The following is a 16,189-nucleotide window of genomic DNA, read 5'->3' on the forward strand; positions in this document are numbered from 1 at the left end:
AGAACACGGATACCCAGAAAATGGACAAGGCGCTCGCCCGACGCGACCTGTTTCGCGTCGCCGGCCTGGGCGTCGGTGCGCTGGGCGCCGTCGCCGCCGGGGTGACCGCCACCGGCGGGACCGCGGAGGCCGCCCCGGCGGAGACCGTCTCCACCGGCTACCGCGAGACCGACCATGTCCGTCGGGTCTACGAACTGAGCCGCTTCTAAGAGGAACGCCCCGATGCTCATCAAGAAAAGCTCGGCCACCTCGGGCGGCCGTCACCTTGCCCGCACCCTGACGCAGACGCTGGCGACCGCCACCGGCGTCACCGTCGACCGCCGCGCCTTCCTGCGCAGCTCCGGCATCGCCGCCGGCGGCGCCGCGCTCGCCTCCGCGATGCCGTTCGGCATGGTGAAGAAGGCCGACGCCGCCACCGCGGCGGCCGTCGCCGGCGCGCCCGTCAAGCAGGTCAAGTCGATCTGCACCCACTGCTCCGTCGGCTGCACCGTGGTGGCCGAGGTGCAGAACGGCGTCTGGATCGGGCAGGAGCCCGGCTTCGACAGCCCGATCAACCTGGGTGCGCACTGCGCCAAGGGCGCCTCGGTGCGCGAGCACGCCCACGGCGACCGCCGCCTGCGCTATCCGATGAAGATGGTCGACGGCAAGTGGACCCGGATCAGCTGGGATCAGGCCATCGAGGAGGTCGGCTCCAAGCTGCTGTCGATCCGCGAGCAGTCCGGCCCGGATTCGGTGTTCTGGCTCGGCTCGGCCAAGCACAGCAACGAGCAGGCCTATCTGTTCCGCAAGTTCGCGGCCTTCTGGGGCACCAACAACGTCGACCATCAGGCGCGCATCTGCCACTCCACCACCGTGGCCGGCGTGGCGAACGTCTGGGGCTACGGCGCCATGACGAACAGCTACAACGACATCCAGAAGTCGCGCTCGCTGTTCTTCATCGGCTCCAACGCCGCCGAGGCGCACCCCGTCGCCATGATGCATGTGCTGAAGGCGAAGGAGCAGAACAACGCGCCGCTGATCGTCGCCGATCCGCGTTTCACCCGCACCGCCGCCAAGGCCGACGAGTATATCCGCTTCCGTCCCGGTACCGACGTGGCCCTGGTCTGGGGCATCCTCTGGCACGTTCTGCAGAACGGCTGGGAGGACAAGGACTACATCGCCAAGCGCGTCTACGGCTTCGACGACATCCGCGCCGAGGTCGCCAAGTGGACGCCCGAGGAGGTGGAGCGGGTCACCGGCGTTCCGGGCTCGCAGCTGAAGCGCGTCGCCCGCACGCTGGCTTCCCACCGTCCCGGCACGCTGGTCTGGTGCATGGGCGGCACCCAGCACCACATCGGCAACAACAACACCCGCGCCTATTGCGTGCTGCAGCTGGCGCTGGGCAATGTCGGCGTGGCCGGCGGCGGCACCAACATCTTCCGCGGCCACGACAACGTGCAGGGCGCGACCGACTTCGGCGTCACCTCCGACAGCCTGCCCGGCTACTACGGCTTGGCCGAGGGCGCGTGGCGCCACTGGGCGCGCGTCTGGGATGTGCCGTATGACGAGGTGCTGGCCCGCTTCAAGGACAAGAAGCTGATGGAGGCCACCGGCATCCCGGTGTCCCGTTGGTTCGACGGCGTCCTGGAAGCCAAGGAGAACCTGGACCAGCCGAACCCGGTCAAGGGCATGGTCTTCTGGGGCCACGCGCCGAACAGCCAGGTCCGTCTGCCCGACATGAAGAAGGCGATGGAGAAGCTGGAGCTGCTGGTCGTCGTCGATCCGTTCCCGACGATGACCGCCGTGCTGCCCGACCGCAAGGACAACTTCTACCTGCTGCCGGCCGCCACCCAGTTCGAGACGGTCGGGTCGCGCACCGCGTCCAACCGCTCCGTCCAGTGGTCCGACAAGATCATGGAGCCGCTCTTCGAATCGAAGGTGGACCATGAGATCATGTATCTGTTCGCGAAGAAGTTCGGCTTCGCCGAGGCGTTGTTCAAGAACATCAAGGTCGAGGGCAATGTCCCGGTGATCGAGGACATCACCCGCGAGTGGAACCGCGGCATGTGGTCCGTCGGCTACACCGGCCAGTCGCCGGAGCGTCTGAAGCTGCACATGCAGCATCAGGCCACCTTCGACAAGACGACGCTGCGCGCCGTCGGCGGCCCGTGCGACGGCGAGTATTTCGGCCTGCCGTGGCCCTGCTGGGGCACGCCGGAGATGAAGCATCCGGGCACGGCCAACCTGTACGACACCTCGCTGCCGGTGGCCGAGGGCGGCGGCGCCTTCCGCGCCCGCTTCGGCGTCGAGCGCAACGGCGTGACCCTGCTGGCCGAGGGCTCCTATCCGGAAGGGTCGGAGATCAAGGACGGCTATCCGGAAGTCACCATGGCGATGCTCCAGAAGCTGGGCTTCGACAAGGAGCTGACGGAACAGGAACTGGCGGTCATCCAGAAGATCGGCGGCGACAAGATCGGCACCGTGTCCTGGACCACAGACCTGTCGGGCGGCATCCAGCGCGTGGCGATCAAGCACGGCCTGAACCCGCCGGGCAACGCCAAGGCGCGCTGCGTCGCCTGGAACTTCCCGGACCCGGTTCCGATCCACCGCGAGCCGCTCTACACCCCGCGCCGCGATCTGGTCGCCAGCTACCCGACCTACAAGGACACCAAGTCCTGGCGCGTTCCGACGCTCTACAAGTCCATCCAGGACCGCGACGTGTCGAAGGAGTATCCGATCATCCTCACCTCCGGCCGTCTGGTCGAGTATGAGGGCGGCGGCGACGAGACGCGCTCCAACCCCTGGCTGGCCGAGCTGCAGCAGGACATGTTCGTCGAGATCAATCCGTTCGACGCCAACAACGCCGGCATCAAGGACGGCCAGATGGTGTGGGTGGAAGGCCCTGAGAAGGGCAAGGTGAAGGTCAAGGCCATGGTGACCGAACGGGTCGGCCGCGGCGTCGCCTTCATGCCCTTCCATTTCGGCGGCGTGTATCAGGGGCAGGATCTGCGCTCCAAATACCCGGCCGGGGCCGACCCGATCGTCCTGGGCGAGGCCGCCAACACGGCGACCACCTACGGCTACGATTCGGTGACCCAGATGCAGGAAACCAAGACCACCCTTTGCCGCATCCAGGCGGCCTGACGCGCGGGAGTTTGAACCATGGCCCGGATGAAATTCCTGTGCGACGCCGAGCGCTGCATCGAGTGCAACGCCTGCGTCACCGCCTGCAAGAACGAGAACGAGGTTCCCTGGGGCATCAACCGCCGCCGCGTCGTGACCATCAACGACGGCAAGCCGGGGGAGCGGACGATCTCGGTCGCCTGCATGCATTGCTCCGACGCGCCCTGCATGGCGGTCTGCCCGGTCGACTGCTTCTACCAGACCGCCGAGGGCGTGGTCCTGCACAACAAGGACCTGTGCATCGGCTGCGGCTATTGCTTCTACGCCTGCCCGTTCGGCGCGCCGCAGTACCCGCAGGCCGGCAACTTCGGCACCCGCGGCAAGATGGACAAGTGCACCTTCTGCTCGGGCGGTCCGGAGGCCGACAATTCGGAGGCCGAGTTCAAGAAGTACGGCCGCAATCGTCTGGCCGAAGGCAAGCTGCCGCTTTGCGCCGAGATGTGCTCGACCAAGGCGCTGCTGGCCGGTGACGCCGACAAGGTGTCGGACATCTACCGCGAGCGCGTGACCGCCCGCGGCTTCGGGGCCGGCGCCTGGGGCTGGGGCACCGCCTATCAGACCAAGTCCGGCGAGGAGCGCGGCCAGTCCGGCGGCTCTCTGTTCCAGGGCACCGGTGCTGCCGGCGGCCTGCCCGTACAGAAGCAGGGGCTGTGACGGTGACGATGGTGGGCGCGCGCACTGTCCTGCTGGCGTTCGGGGCTTCGCTCCTCCTGGCCGGGTGCCAGGAGGACGCGACCCCGCGCCCGATCCATCTGGACAAGGGCGTCTACCGGGGCGCGGCCGACACGCCGCGCACCGCGGACGAGGTGCGCGCGCTGCAACAGCGTGCCGCCTATCAGGGTGTGCGATAGGGAGCGTCCGATGGAAGGTCATCGCATGAAATCGGCTGTCGCCGCTCTGCTGCTCGGGATCGGCCTTGCCGCCGGTGCGGCACTGCCGGCCGCCGCCCAGTCCAGCGTCCGCGTCGGCGGACCGGTCGATCAGCAGGCCAACAGCCAGCAGCTCGAACGCGAAGCGCCGCCGGTGCCGACCCAGGTCCCTGGGAAGAGCGTGGCGGAGGATTGGCACGGCATCCGTCTGGGCGAGCAGGGCACCGTCTCCATCCCCAACAAGCAGGCCGGCGTCCTGATCCAGTCGGAAGGCGAGGCGTGGCGCGCGGTGCGCAACGGGCCGCTCAGCGAGTATGGCTCGTGGGTGCTCGCCGGCATCATGGCGCTGCTGGTGCTGTTCTTCCTGGTCCGCGGGCGCATCCGCATCGACGGCGAGAAGACCGGCCGCACCATCCAGCGTTTCAACGCCTTCGAGCGTGGCGTGCACTGGCTGACCGCCGGCAGCTTCGTCGTGCTCGCGATCTCCGGCCTGAACGTGCTCTACGGCCGCTACACGCTGCTGCCGCTGATCGGGCCGGAGCCCTTCGCCGCCTTCACCCATTACGGCAAGCTGGCGCACAACTTCCTGGGCTTCGCCTTCATCGTCGGCGTGGCGCTGATCTTCGTCATGTGGGCCCGGCACAACATCCCGTCCCGCCATGACCTGACCTGGTTCCTGAAGGCGGGCGGCCTGTTCTCCAAGGGCGTCCACCCGCCAGCGCACAAGTTCAACGGCGGTCAGAAGGTCATCTTCTGGTCCACCGTCGTCGGTGGCGCCGCGCTGGGCTTCACCGGCGTCCAGCTGATCTTCCCCTTGAGCTTCGCCACGCTGGAGGAACTGCAACTCTACCAACTGGCCCACGCCGCGATTGCCGTCATCATGATCGCCATCATCCTGGCGCACATCTACATCGGCTCGGTCGGCATGGAAGGCGCTTTCGCCGCCATGGGCGACGGTCAGGTCGAACTGCAATGGGCGCGCGAGCACCATTCGCTGTGGGTCGAGGAAGTCACCGGCGAGAAGGTGCGCCACGGCCATCACCACGGTACGCCGGCGGAGTAGGATCTGATCGTTCTTCTGTCGGCGTTAGACCCCCACCCCAACCCTCCCCCGCTGAGCGGGGAGGGGGTTGGTGCTGATGCGGGAGAGCGACGGCAGTCCCTCCCCCGCCCAGCTCTTGCACAAAGCAGAGCTTTGTGCTGACGCGGCAGGCGGACCATAGGTCCGCTGAGAGCGGCAGAGGATAGGTGGGGGTCTAACGCCGATGGCTGCGGACAACCCTTGACCCTCACCAAACTCCATGGCCCCTTAGGCGCTCCCACTACCCCGGATGCGCCCGCCATGACCACCCACCTCGCCGAACGCCAGGCCGTGATCGACGGCTGCCTTGCCATGAACCGGCTGGGCATCAATCAGGGCATGTCGGGGAACCTGTCGCACCGGGTCGAGGGTGGCTTCCTCGTCACGCCGACCAGCATGCCCTATGACGCCATGACCCCGGACGATATCGTCGAGATGGGCCTCGACGGCACCTATCTGGGCAACCGCCGGCCGTCTTCGGAATGGCGGATCCATCGCGACATCTTGCGGGCGCGGCCGGACGTGACGGTCGTCCTCCATGCCCATCCGACCTTCGCCACCGCGCTTGCGGTGCATGGCCGCGGCATCCCGTCCTTCCATTACATGGTGGCCCTGGCCGGTGGCGATTCGATCCGCTGTGCCCCTTACGCCACCTTCGGCACACAGGAGTTGTCGGACCACGCCCTGACGGCTCTGGAGGGGCGGTTGGCCTGCCTGCTCGCCAACCACGGCATGATCGTGCTGGGGACCAGCGTTCAATCCGCCCTGTCCCTGGCCGTGGAGGTCGAGACTCTGGCCCGCCAGTATCTCTACGCCCAGCAGTTAGGCGAACCGGTGATCCTGCCGCCCGACGAGATCGCACGGGTGGCGGAGAAGATGCGGCGGATGAAGTACGGCCAGCCGGTCGACGACAGCGACGCGCCGGAAGACACCGCGCGTCCCCGCTCCTGATTATCCGACGTCCCGGTTACGGCCCGATCTGCGTCATCGAGTTGCTGCCGGCGAGATGGCCGGCCGGCTTCAGCGAGGCGACCCGCAGAAGCGGCTTGGCATTCCCGACCGCCTCCACCTGCAGCGCGCGTTCTTCCGCCGGTGCTTCGTAGATTGCGGGCAAGGCGACGGTGATGCGGGTGCCCTGGCCGGGCTCGCTTGCCACCTCGATCTCGCCGCCCAGCATCGCGGTATAATGGCCGACCAGCGTCAGGCCCAGTCCGGCGCCGCGCGGCTTGCCCTGCCCACGGGTCGCCACGGTGCCGTTGCCGGCCCCCTGGACGAAAGGCTGGAACAGCCGCCCGGTCTGCGCGCTGGGGAAACCGCGGCCGGTATCGGTCACGATAAAGCGATACCAGCGGGCACCGTTCCGCTCCACCCGCTCCGCCGACAGGGTGACGGTACCCTCCTGCGTGAACTTGCAGGCATTGTCGAGCAGGTTCAGCAGCGTCTGGCGTACCTTGGTGAAGTCGGAATGCATCTGCCCGAGTCCGGCGGGGGCGGACAGCTCCAGCGCGTTGCCGTAGAGATCAGCGGCGGGCATCGAACGCTCGCGCGCCTCGGTCAGCAGCCGGTTGATGTCGAAGTCCTGCAGGCAGACGTCCATCGCCCCCGCTTCGATCTTCGCATAATCCAGCAGGGCGTCGACCAGGGTGGTCAGCTGCTCCCCGGTCCATTGGATATGCTCGACGTCGGAAGCCAGCTCGTCCACGCCCAGCCGGTGCAGATCGGTCATCAGCGACTGGCTGGCGTTGACGATCTCGGTCAGGGGGCCGTGCAGTTCCTGGCCCATATTGACCAGGAAATCGCTCTTGGCCCGGCTGGCAGTCTCGGCCAAAGCCTTTTCGCGCAGCAGGCGGGTATGCTCCATCTCCGCCTCGCGGCGCTCGCGTTCGGTGTCCTCGGCGGTGGTGCGCAGGACCTCCACCGCGCGGGCCATGGCGGCGATGTCGTCCTGGCCGGTCAGCGTCGGCAGGGTCACGTCGGTGCGGCCGGCGGCCAGGGCCGTCACCGCGGTCGCCATGGTCTTCATCGGCGCCGCGACGCTGCGCTGGACCAGCCAGAGCGCCAGCAGCCCGGCCAGCAGGACCGCGCCGCCGATCCACAGGGCGACCTTGGTGTAGCCCGACAGCCCGTCGGTCAGCGTGCTGCGCAGCGCCTGGGTCCCGGCCTCCGCCCGGCGGCGGATCTCTCCCAGATTGGCGGCGATGCCGGCGGCATTGGCGGCCATCGCCTCGGCGCGCAGGCTGTCTTCTTCGGCGACCGCCGCTTCGATGGCGGTCAGCACGCCGCCGGCCTTGGACAGCAGCGCCGCCACCTCGTCGATCGCCTGCTTCGTGCCGGGAACCCACAGGTAGCGGTTCATTTCGGCCAGCCGGTCGCGGGCGGCGGCCAGCTGGGCGCGCATCGCCTCGGCATCCTGCGGATCGCGGCGGTCGATGAAGCGGGTCAGATGGTCCTGCATCAGCAGCACGGCGATGGCCGCGTCGCTGGCCAGGGCGGTCGAATCGACGCCGCCGGCGCTCTTGAGATGGTCCAGCTTCTGGCGGGTCTGGGCAACCATCGGTTCCAGTACGCCGGTGATCTGGCCATTGCGGTCGCTGCGCAGGGCGATGACCTTCTGCACCGCGGCCCAATAGTCATCGAGTGCCGACTTGGCCTTGTCGACGCCCTGACGGTCGGCGATCTCCACCGCGCCCTTGGACAGAGTGTCGAGCCGTTCGCGCAGCGTGTCGTGCCGCCATGAGGCGTCGAGCAGGCTTTGGTCGTCGCCGTAGGTCAGATGGTCGCGCACGGCGACCTCCAGGTCGCGCAGGCTGACATCCGCGTCCGCCGCCGCCTGGGACAGGTCGGCGCGGCCGGAGAAGGCGCCGATGTCACGCGATACCGCATGGAACCAGCCGAACCCGACCAGCGCCAGCAGGACCACCAGCCCGAGCGCGATGGCGAAGCCCGTGCCGACCCGGGCCGACACGGTCATGTCGCGGAATCGGGTCCGGCGGCCGCTCCGGGACAGAATGCCGTTCCGCTTCACACCGACTCCCGCTTGCGCTGTGCCTGACGAATTGCATGGGCGGCCACAACCGTTGCGGTGGCCGGCTCCCGCGCGGCGCGGATTGTAGCTTGGCGATCCCCTCAGGCAAACAGACAAGTGTGCGACGGAGTACCGCCAAAGGTCAGGAAACATCCCCGGAGGTGAAGGCATAGGCATGCATGCCCAGGCTGCCATGCTCGAATCCGGCATGCAGCCGCTCGGTCTTCGGCTGCGGCCCGGCTGCGCCGAAGGCCACCGGCAGCGGCAGGAAATGCTCGTCGCTGGGATGGGCGCGGCGGGCGTCCGGGCTGGCGGTCAGCCAGTCGCCGAGAGCCAGGGCGTCACCGGTTTCCAGCGTCCGGTCCAGCCAGCCGGCGAAGCCGGTCGCCCAGGCGGCGGTGCCGGTCCCGCCGAAACGGAACTCCCGCAGATTGTGGACGGCGCCGCCGCTGGCGAGGATCAGCACGCCGTCCCGCCGCAGCGACGCCAACTGCCGCCCCAGCGCGATGTGGTCGCCGGCGCTGCGGTGGGGCATCACCGACAGCTGTGCCACCGGGATGTCGGCATCGGGATACATCAGCATCAGCGGAACCCAGGCGCCATGGTCCAGCCCCTGCGCCGGATCGACCGCGGCGCCGGTCAGTTCCGCGATCCGCCCGGCCAGTTCCGGCGCGCCGGGGGCGGGATAGCGCATGCGGTAGAGCGCGTCGGGAAAGCCGTAGAAGTCGTGGATGGTTTCGGGAGCGGCGGCACCGCTGACCGCGGGCCCGCCGGTCGTCCAGTGGGCGGACACCGCCAGGATCGCGCTCGGCCGGCCGAGCCTGCGGCCAAGCCCGGCCAGGAAATCGCGGCCGGCGCTGGTCTCCAGGATCAGTGTGGGGGCGCCATGGGAAACGAAGACCGAGGGGAAGGGGGCATTGGACGACATGGACGAACGGAACTCCGGCCGGGCGGTGGGGGAGGGCGGCGACGGTGCCATTCGAACAAAGAAAAACCCCGGCGCCTAGGCCGGGGTTTTTCGAAAGTCCGTTGTTCATGCCGCAACAATGATCGGGAAACCCCGTGCTGCGGCGGAACCCGGTGACTCCAACCGGTGGGGACCGATCAGTGCAGGTGCTTCGGCAGCTCGCCGATCGACTGCTCGATCAGCTTGTCGGCCTGCATCGGCGGCAGGCCGCCGGACAGGACGCGCTTGCTGGCGCCGATGGCGACGTCGACGGTCAGGTTGCGGACGTCGGCCAGCGCCGCGGCTTCCGCCTGGGCGATGCGGTCCATGGCCTGAGCCTCGCGGCGCTTCAGCGACGCTTCCAGGTCGCTGCCGGCCTGGGCGCGCAGGCGGGCGGCTTCCTCGCGGGCGTGGGCCAGGAAAGCCTCCGCGTCCTTCTGGGCGTCGGCCAGACGGCGCTGGTAGCCGTTCAGCAGGGCCTGGGCGTCCTTGTGAAGACGCTCGGCCTCGTCCAGTTCCGAACGGATGCGCTCGGCGCGGCCGTCCAGCATGGTGCCGATGGCGGCCGACGCCTTCTTCCAGACCAGGGCCACGAAGATGACGAAGGCGACGAAGACCCAAAATTCAGGTGAGTTCATCCCCGGCGCTCCTCAAGCACGGCCGCGACGGCGGCGTCCGCCTGGGCCTGATCGACCTCGACACCGGCCAGACGGCCGGCGATGTCGCGGACGATGCCGGTCGACTCGGCGCGGATGTTGGCCAGGGCCTGCTCCTTCGCAGCGGCGATGGAGGCCTCGGCGCTGCGCAGACGCTCCGTGATGTCGGCGTTCAGCTGGGCCTGGCGGGCCTGGTTGTTCGCCTCGATATCGGCGCTGGCCTGGGCGATAACGCCCTGGGCCTCGGCACGGGCGCCGGCGAGGGACTTCTCGACCTGGGCCAGGATGGCCTCGGCCTCTTCCTTCAGCTGGGCGGCCTTGGCGAGATCACGCGAGATGCGCTCCTGCCGCGCTTCCAGAACCTCGGCCACGCGCGGAAGCGCCTTCTTGGACATGAGGTAGTAGAGAACGCCGAAGGTCAGAGCCAGCCAGAAGATCTGGGTCGGGAAATTGGCGGGATTGAGCTGCGGCAGGCCGCCGGAAGCGTGCTCGCCGCCGTGCGCCGCGTCCGGAGCGTGCTCCGCCGCGGCCGCCAGGACGGTGCCGGCCATCGTGGTGAGGGTGACGAGCGAGGCGCCCGCCACTCCCGACCAGCGGGCCAGCCGGCCTTTGGCCAACAGGTTCGGCATGATCGGTCCCCCTAGGCAAAGGAGCGGCGCCGAAACTTCCCGAAGAAGCCCGGCGCCGCGTCAGAGCTGTTTTTCTTGAAAAGCCGCTCTGGCCTTAGGCGAACAGGATCAGGAAGGCGATCAGCAGCGCGAACAGCGCGACGGCTTCCGTCAGCGCGAAGCCCAGAATGCCGATCGGGAAGACCTTCGGCTGGACGGCCGGGTTACGGGCGATCGAGCCGATCAGGGTCGAGAAGATGTTGCCGATACCCAGGCCGACACCGGCGAGGGCGATGACAGCCAGACCGGCACCGATGAACTTGGCGGCTTGAGGATCCATTGTACTCTCTTCCTCTAGGTAAGGGTGAACTTGTTGGAACTTGAGGTGGACAGGAGGTCCGGCCTTTCGCCGGGAGCCGCTTAGTGCAGCTCCAGAGCGTCGCGGATGTACAGGCAGGTCAGGATCGAGAAGACGTAGGCTTGCAGGAAAGCCACCAGGAACTCGAAGCCGGTCAGAGCGACGTTGATCGCCAGTGGGACGAGGCCGGTGACGAAGCCCAGCGCGCCGAGACCGCTGATCATCATGACCGTGAAGCCGGCAAAGACCTTCAGCATCGTGTGACCGGCCATCATGTTGGCGAACAGTCGGATCGAGAGGCTGACGGGGCGCATCACGTAGGAGATCACCTCGATCGGGATGAGGATCGGGGCGAGCGCGATCGGAGCGCCATGCGGCATGAAGAAGGAGAAGAAGTGCAGGCCATGCTTCAGCAGGGCCAGAACCGTCACGAACACGAACACCGTGGCCGCCAGGGCGAAGGTCACGATGATGTGGCTGGTGAAGGTGAAGGTGTAGGGGATCATGCCGATCATGTTGGCGAACAGCACGAACATGAAGATCGAGAACACGAACGGGAAATAGGGCTTGGCGTCGTGGCCGGCGTTGTCGCGCACCAGGTTCGCGACGAACTCGTAGAACATCTCGGCCAGCGACTGCAGGCGGCCGGGAACCATCGACTTGTTCGCCATGCCCATGACCAGCAGGGCGTAGATCGCCGCCACGGCCACGACCATGAAGAAGGCCGAGTTCGTGAAGGACACGTCGTAGCCGCCGAGCACGATCTGGAACAACGGGTTGATTTGGAACTGGTGCAGCGGATCCAAGGTCGTCCTCGCTCAGTGTGCGTCGCCGTCTTGGCGCTCGTTGTCGTCCCCAGTGGGCCGGCGGTAGCCGGCGGCGATGCCGAAGCCGGTAACGGCCCGGTAGACGTTTATCACTCCCGCCGCGGCCCCCAGGAAGAACATGACGATCAGTCCCCAGGGCGCGGTGTCGAGCCAGCGATCGAGCAGAAGCCCGCCGCCGACGCCGACGATCATGGCTGCAACAAGCTCCGTCCCGATGCGCCAGGCGGTGGCGAGGGGGCCCTGGGGCGGACGGTGGTATTTGCTACCGGGTCCGCCCGACCAGCCGCGTTGTCCCTCACGCGCCTTCCGCAACCGGGCTTCGAGGTCATCCAAAGGATCGGGGGGCGTTCTGTTGTCCATTCCGCCTCTCAATCGCCCTTGGCACTCGTTGGCTCGCAGCCATGCGAAAGCGGCGAGACCATACGGTTGGGGCGTTACCCTGTCAAGTCGCAAAACCTGCGGTGTAAACCATTGAAAAGACTAAAAAAGACAGGAAATGACGCGGATTTTGCCGCGGTGCGGCGCGTTGTCCCGCTCCAACATGCGAAAAATCCCGGTGGTATGACCGCTTTTCCGGGGTTTTTGGGGGCTTTTCGCCCCCTTCGCCCCTTTCGCGCAGCTCAGCCGGCGATCCGGCCCGACAGGTCCTGCGCGATCTTGTCGGCTCCGGTGCCGCCGGGATACACGCCGACGAACTTTCCGTCCGGCCCCATCAGATAGATGAAGCTGGAATGATCCATCAGGTAATCCTCGGGCTTTCCATCCTTCTGCGGCGCCTTGGCGTAATAGACGCGGTAGGCGCGGGCGGCGTCGCGCACCTGCTCCGCCGTGCCGGTCAGCCCGACCAGCCGTGGGTGGAACAGCGCCACGTAATCGTTCATGTGCGCCACAGTGTCGCGGTCCGGATCGACCGTGATGAAGACGGGCTGCACCTGCTCGGACTTCGGACCCAGCTGGTCCAGCGCCTGGGTCATCACGCCCAGTTCGGTCGGGCAGACGTCCGGGCAGTAGGTGTAGCCGAAATAGACCAGCATGTACTTGCCGCGGAAATCGGCGTCGGTGACGGCGCGGCCGCGGTTGTCCGTCAGCGTGAAGGGGCCGCCGATGGGCACGGCGGTCTTCGCCCCGCTTTCCACGGTGGTTGCGGCGTTGCGCACCTGCCACCAGGCGATGCCGGCGGACACGGCGATGGCGAGGACGGACGCGGCGGCGATGCGGATGAGTCGTGCCTTCATGGTCCGACAGGAATGAGGCCGCCGGCCGCCCAGGTCAAGAGGCAGGGTGACGCCAGTCCATAGGCCATATGCCCCTCACGCCGCCCGTCTGGCCGCAGAGGGCTCCGCTGTTCCGCCGGCCTTTCGGCGGGTTGCCGCCAGATGCTCGCCGATGCGCTTGTCGGCGCGCTGGATGTGTTCGAACAGCCATTCGCGGGTCAGGGCCAGCAGTTCGTCGGCCACCGATTCGCCGGCATCCAGGCGGCGGCGCAGGTCGCCGGCGCGGGTGCGCAGCGCCTCGTGCTGGGCCTTGTGGGCTTTGGCGTCGGGATAGCCGCACTGGTCCATCAGCCGTTCCTCCTGCTCGAAATGCAGGATGGTGTAGGCCATCAGCCGGCCGACCGCCTCGCCCAGGGGGCGCCGGTTGGCGCCGGGGGAGTCTTTTGCCCGCCGCGCCAGGGTGGCGGCCTCGTTCATCAGTGCGATCAGGATCATGTGGTCGGTGTCGATTCCCTCCTCGCCGACCGCCAGGCTGTCGGTCCAGGGCATGAAGGTCTCCGACCCTTCCGGCGGAGCGTCGTGCAGCGCGGCGAGCGGCGCCGCGTTGATCGCCTCGACATTGACCAGGAAGGCGTCGACCATCCCGCGCAGCCCCTCCGCCTGCCGCGACAGCCCGCCGGCGGCGTCCAGCAGCGCGCCGGCCGACCGTTCGGTTTCCAGCGCCGCATCGGACACGGCGTCGATGCTGGAGGAAACCTGCCGGGTGCCCTCCGCCGCCTCTCCGGCGCTGCGGGCGATCTCGCCGGTTGCCGCCCCTTGCTGCTGCACGGCGGCAGCGATGGTGGTGCCGATCTCGTCGCTGCGGGCGACGATGGTGCCGATCTCGCGGATGGCGGTGACGGCGGCCCGTGTCGCGTCCTGCACCTCGGCGATGTGACGGGCAATCTCCTCGGTGGCCTTGGCGGTCTGGTTGGCCAGGGTCTTCACCTCGCCCGCCACCACGGCGAACCCCTTGCCCATCTCGCCGGCCCGCGCCGCCTCGATGGTGGCGTTCAGCGCCAGCAGGTTGGTCTGGCCGGCGATCCCGGCGATCAGGTCGGCCACCTCGCCGATCTTCTGGGCGGCGTGGCCCAGCCCGTCGATCCGCTCGCCCGCCTTCTGCGAGGCCTCGACCGCCTGGGTCGAGATGGCCGACGAGGTCACCACCTGCTGCCCGATTGCCGCGATGGAGCCGGTCAGCTGCTCCGCCGCCGAGGCGACGGTCTGCACGCTGCTCGACGCCTGTTGCGAAGCACCGGCGACGGAGGTCGCCTCGCGCCGGTTGCGGTCCGCGGTGGCGGACAGGGCGCGGGCGGTGGTCTCCAGCGTACCGACGGCTGCGCCGACGGTGCGGATGGTTTCCGCGATGGTGGCGTCGAAGCGGTCGGTCAGCCGTTTCAACGCCTGGGTACGCTGCTCGTTGACGCGATGCTCGATCTTCTGCCGTTCCCAATGGCCGGCGAGGTCGATCTGCTGGACGCGGAAGATCTCCACCGTGCGGGCCATGGCGCCGATCTCGTCGCCGCGGCCAAGGCCGGGGACGGCGACGGCGCTGTTGCCGCCGGCCAGCTCCTGCATCACCCGGCCCAGGCCGCCCAGCGGCCGGACGATGGCCCGGCTGACCAGCAGCGCCAACAACCCGGAGGCCAGCGCGATCAGCAGCCCGGTGCCGGCCAGCCGCCACGCGGCGCGGCGGAAGGCGTCGTCGATGTCGTCGATGTAGATTCCGGACCCGACCAGCCAGCCCCAGGGGGCGAATCCCTTGACGTAGGACAGTTTCGCCACCGGATCCGCCGATCCGGGCTTCGGCCAGAGGTAATCGACGAATCCGGCGCCGTCCGCCTTCACCACGCGCACGAATTCCTGGAACAGCAGCTTGCCGTTGGGATCGGCGTTGCGCGACACGTCGGTGCCGTCCAGTTCCGGCTTGATCGGGTGCATGACCATGCGCGGGCTGAGGTCGGTGACGAAGAAATACTCGTCGCCGTCATGGCGCAACGCCTTCAGCGCGGCCTTCGCGCCGGCCTGCGCCTCGGCGCGGGAAAGGGCGCCGGTACGTTCGCGCGCCTCGAAATGGGTGATCAGGCTGTGGGCGATCTCCACCACGTTGCGGGTCTTGTCGCGGCGGTCGGCCATCATCTCGGCACGCAGCCCCATCAGGCTGACCGCGGCGATCAGGACGAGCCCCACACCGGCCGCCGCCAGGATCAAAGCGATCTTGCCCCGGATGCTGATGCGTTCGAACACGGCAACGGTCACGGCTGCGGCCCCCTTCGGCGATGTCCTTAAAATATTGGGGACATTTGCCGGAGTGATGGCAATCGTCAAGCCGAATTGTTCGTATATCCTACGCTTTGTTCAACGAAATGTCATAAATGCAACCATAGCGGAGTGTGGGGGGCGAGGCCGGGGGCGGCAAGTGCCGGGAGACGCCGTGTCGACGCCTCCCGCACAACGTTGCGGCGAATGACCGCGGTCAGAGCACCGTCAGCATGCTGGCGACCAGCGGATGGCGGACGATGTCCTTCTCGGTCAGGCGGGCGACGGCGATGCCCTCCACCGCTTCCAGCCGGCGGGCGATGTCGGCCAGCCCGGACAGGTTGTCCAGCAGGTCGGTCTGGTCGGGGTCGCCGGTCAGCACCATGGTGGAATGCCAGCCCAGCCGGGTCAGCAGCATCTTGATCTGGGCGTAGGTGCAGTTCTGCGCCTCGTCGATCACCACGAAGGCGTTGTTCAGGGTGCGACCGCGCATGAAGCCCACCGGCGCGATCTCGATGGTGCCGTCGGCCATCATCATCCGCAGCCGCTTGGAGCCCAGCCGATCGGTCAGCGCGTCGTAGAGCGGGCGCAGGAAGGGCGCCATCTTCTCGTGCATGTCGCCGGGCAGGTAGCCGATGCTCTCGCCGGCCTCGATCGCCGGGCGGGACAGGACGATGCGGTCGACGCTGCCCGATTCCAGCGCCTCCACCGCCGAGGAAATGGCGATGTAGGTCTTGCCGGTGCCCGCCGGCCCGAGAGCCACCACCAGATTGTGCGTCTTGATTGCGTCCATCAGAAGCTTCTGGTTGGGATTCTGTGGCTTGACCTTGCGGAGATAGCTCTGGTCGCGGCGGTCGTCGTTCCCACCGAGCGGATCCCAGCCGGTGCCGGCGGGGCCGCTGATGCCGGGGAAAAGCGGGTGGACGGTGGAGTCGCCCGCCGCGGCGATGCCTTTGCTGGAACGCTTGGCCATGTCGCATCTCCTCGATAGGTGGGGGTGGCGCCGGAGTCGGTCACGATGATTTCGGTCACGATGGATTCTGGCACCGGGTATTCGGGCACAAAAAAACCTCCCGCAGGGGGGAGGCTCGACCGGGCGCATGAATGCGCGATGATGAGTGCTTCGCCGGGCGCTGCGGCCGGGC

General features: G+C 67.9%; 16 protein-coding genes. 6 read left to right on the forward strand and 10 right to left on the reverse strand.

What is annotated here, in order from left to right:
• The first annotated feature begins 20 nt into the window (after positions 1–20).
• The 6 genes from AZOLI_RS02725 (at position 21) to AZOLI_RS02750 (ending at position 6,063) form a co-directional block, all read left to right on the forward strand.
• Entirely contained in the window at positions 21–209 is a 189-nt protein-coding gene (locus tag AZOLI_RS02725) for a hypothetical protein (RefSeq protein WP_014247046.1), read from the forward strand.
• A gap of 13 nt (positions 210–222) precedes the next feature.
• On the forward strand, positions 223–3,123 hold the full coding sequence (locus AZOLI_RS02730) for a formate dehydrogenase subunit alpha (protein ID WP_014247047.1): 2,901 nt from the start codon (positions 223–225) through the stop codon (positions 3,121–3,123).
• Positions 3,124–3,141: 18 nt separating this feature from the next.
• Entirely contained in the window at positions 3,142–3,816 is a 675-nt protein-coding gene (fdh3B, locus tag AZOLI_RS02735; protein WP_014247048.1) for a formate dehydrogenase FDH3 subunit beta, read from the forward strand.
• Positions 3,813–4,013 (forward strand): hypothetical protein, encoded by a 201-nt coding sequence (locus AZOLI_RS02740; protein WP_014247049.1) that lies wholly within the window; start codon positions 3,813–3,815, stop codon positions 4,011–4,013. Before fdh3B ends, AZOLI_RS02740 begins: the two co-directional genes overlap by 4 nt.
• A 25-nt stretch (positions 4,014–4,038) precedes the next feature.
• Positions 4,039–5,094 (forward strand): formate dehydrogenase subunit gamma, encoded by a 1,056-nt coding sequence (locus tag AZOLI_RS02745; RefSeq protein WP_014247050.1) that lies wholly within the window; start codon positions 4,039–4,041, stop codon positions 5,092–5,094.
• A gap of 279 nt (positions 5,095–5,373) precedes the next feature.
• Complete coding sequence (locus AZOLI_RS02750) at positions 5,374–6,063, forward strand: class II aldolase/adducin family protein (protein ID WP_014247051.1); 690 nt, start codon at positions 5,374–5,376, stop codon at positions 6,061–6,063.
• Between the two features lie 16 nt (positions 6,064–6,079).
• On the opposite strand, the gene AZOLI_RS02755 is transcribed toward AZOLI_RS02750, so the two are convergent.
• The 10 genes from AZOLI_RS02755 to AZOLI_RS02800 form a co-directional block, all read right to left on the reverse strand.
• On the reverse strand, positions 6,080–8,083 hold the full coding sequence (locus tag AZOLI_RS02755) for an ATP-binding protein (RefSeq protein WP_244442505.1): 2,004 nt from the start codon (positions 8,081–8,083) through the stop codon (positions 6,080–6,082).
• 196 nt (positions 8,084–8,279) lie between these two features.
• On the reverse strand, positions 8,280–9,065 hold the full coding sequence (locus AZOLI_RS02760) for a DODA-type extradiol aromatic ring-opening family dioxygenase (RefSeq protein WP_014247053.1): 786 nt from the start codon (positions 9,063–9,065) through the stop codon (positions 8,280–8,282).
• A 176-nt stretch (positions 9,066–9,241) separates the two neighbouring features.
• Positions 9,242–9,721 carry a F0F1 ATP synthase subunit B family protein gene (locus AZOLI_RS02765; protein WP_014247054.1) on the reverse strand — a complete coding sequence of 160 codons (480 nt, stop codon included), beginning with the start codon at positions 9,719–9,721 and terminating at the stop codon, positions 9,242–9,244.
• The gene (locus AZOLI_RS02770) at positions 9,718–10,368 is read right to left on the reverse strand and encodes a F0F1 ATP synthase subunit B family protein (RefSeq protein WP_014247055.1); all 651 of its coding nucleotides are present in this window, start codon (positions 10,366–10,368) and stop codon (positions 9,718–9,720) included. The genes AZOLI_RS02765 and AZOLI_RS02770 overlap by 4 nt, the downstream gene beginning before the upstream one ends.
• A 94-nt stretch (positions 10,369–10,462) precedes the next feature.
• Entirely contained in the window at positions 10,463–10,687 is a 225-nt protein-coding gene (locus tag AZOLI_RS02775; RefSeq protein ID WP_012973363.1) for an ATP synthase subunit C family protein, read from the reverse strand.
• Between the two features lie 80 nt (positions 10,688–10,767).
• The gene (locus tag AZOLI_RS02780; protein WP_014247056.1) at positions 10,768–11,511 is read right to left on the reverse strand and encodes a F0F1 ATP synthase subunit A; all 744 of its coding nucleotides are present in this window, start codon (positions 11,509–11,511) and stop codon (positions 10,768–10,770) included.
• A 12-nt stretch (positions 11,512–11,523) separates the two neighbouring features.
• The gene (locus AZOLI_RS33115; protein WP_244442506.1) at positions 11,524–11,724 is read right to left on the reverse strand and encodes an AtpZ/AtpI family protein; all 201 of its coding nucleotides are present in this window, start codon (positions 11,722–11,724) and stop codon (positions 11,524–11,526) included.
• 428 nt (positions 11,725–12,152) lie between these two features.
• Positions 12,153–12,767 (reverse strand): SCO family protein, encoded by a 615-nt coding sequence (locus AZOLI_RS02790; protein WP_014247057.1) that lies wholly within the window; start codon positions 12,765–12,767, stop codon positions 12,153–12,155.
• A gap of 75 nt (positions 12,768–12,842) precedes the next feature.
• Positions 12,843–15,044 carry a bacteriohemerythrin gene (locus AZOLI_RS02795; RefSeq protein ID WP_014247058.1) on the reverse strand — a complete coding sequence of 734 codons (2,202 nt, stop codon included), beginning with the start codon at positions 15,042–15,044 and terminating at the stop codon, positions 12,843–12,845.
• A 217-nt stretch (positions 15,045–15,261) separates the two neighbouring features.
• Entirely contained in the window at positions 15,262–16,017 is a 756-nt protein-coding gene (locus AZOLI_RS02800; protein WP_014247059.1) for a PhoH family protein, read from the reverse strand.
• Positions 16,018–16,189 lie beyond the last annotated feature (172 nt).

Source organism: Azospirillum lipoferum 4B (assembly GCF_000283655.1).
Lineage (GTDB): Bacteria > Pseudomonadota > Alphaproteobacteria > Azospirillales > Azospirillaceae > Azospirillum > Azospirillum lipoferum_C.

Coding starts and splice junctions, on each gene's coding strand:
- AZOLI_RS02725 (WP_014247046.1), top strand. CDS start 21: ATGGACAAGGCGCTCGCCCGACGCGACCTGTTTCGCGTCGCCGGCCTG.
- AZOLI_RS02730 (WP_014247047.1), top strand. CDS start 223: ATGCTCATCAAGAAAAGCTCGGCCACCTCGGGCGGCCGTCACCTTGCC.
- fdh3B (WP_014247048.1), top strand. CDS start 3,142: ATGGCCCGGATGAAATTCCTGTGCGACGCCGAGCGCTGCATCGAGTGC.
- AZOLI_RS02745 (WP_014247050.1), top strand. CDS start 4,039: ATGAAATCGGCTGTCGCCGCTCTGCTGCTCGGGATCGGCCTTGCCGCC.
- AZOLI_RS02750 (WP_014247051.1), top strand. CDS start 5,374: ATGACCACCCACCTCGCCGAACGCCAGGCCGTGATCGACGGCTGCCTT.
- AZOLI_RS02755 (WP_244442505.1), bottom strand. CDS start 8,083: ATGACCGTGTCGGCCCGGGTCGGCACGGGCTTCGCCATCGCGCTCGGG.
- AZOLI_RS02760 (WP_014247053.1), bottom strand. CDS start 9,065: ATGTCGTCCAATGCCCCCTTCCCCTCGGTCTTCGTTTCCCATGGCGCC.
- AZOLI_RS02765 (WP_014247054.1), bottom strand. CDS start 9,721: ATGAACTCACCTGAATTTTGGGTCTTCGTCGCCTTCGTCATCTTCGTG.
- AZOLI_RS02770 (WP_014247055.1), bottom strand. CDS start 10,368: ATGCCGAACCTGTTGGCCAAAGGCCGGCTGGCCCGCTGGTCGGGAGTG.
- AZOLI_RS02775 (WP_012973363.1), bottom strand. CDS start 10,687: ATGGATCCTCAAGCCGCCAAGTTCATCGGTGCCGGTCTGGCTGTCATC.
- AZOLI_RS33115 (WP_244442506.1), bottom strand. CDS start 11,724: ATGATCGTCGGCGTCGGCGGCGGGCTTCTGCTCGATCGCTGGCTCGAC.
- AZOLI_RS02790 (WP_014247057.1), bottom strand. CDS start 12,767: ATGAAGGCACGACTCATCCGCATCGCCGCCGCGTCCGTCCTCGCCATC.
- AZOLI_RS02800 (WP_014247059.1), bottom strand. CDS start 16,017: ATGGCCAAGCGTTCCAGCAAAGGCATCGCCGCGGCGGGCGACTCCACC.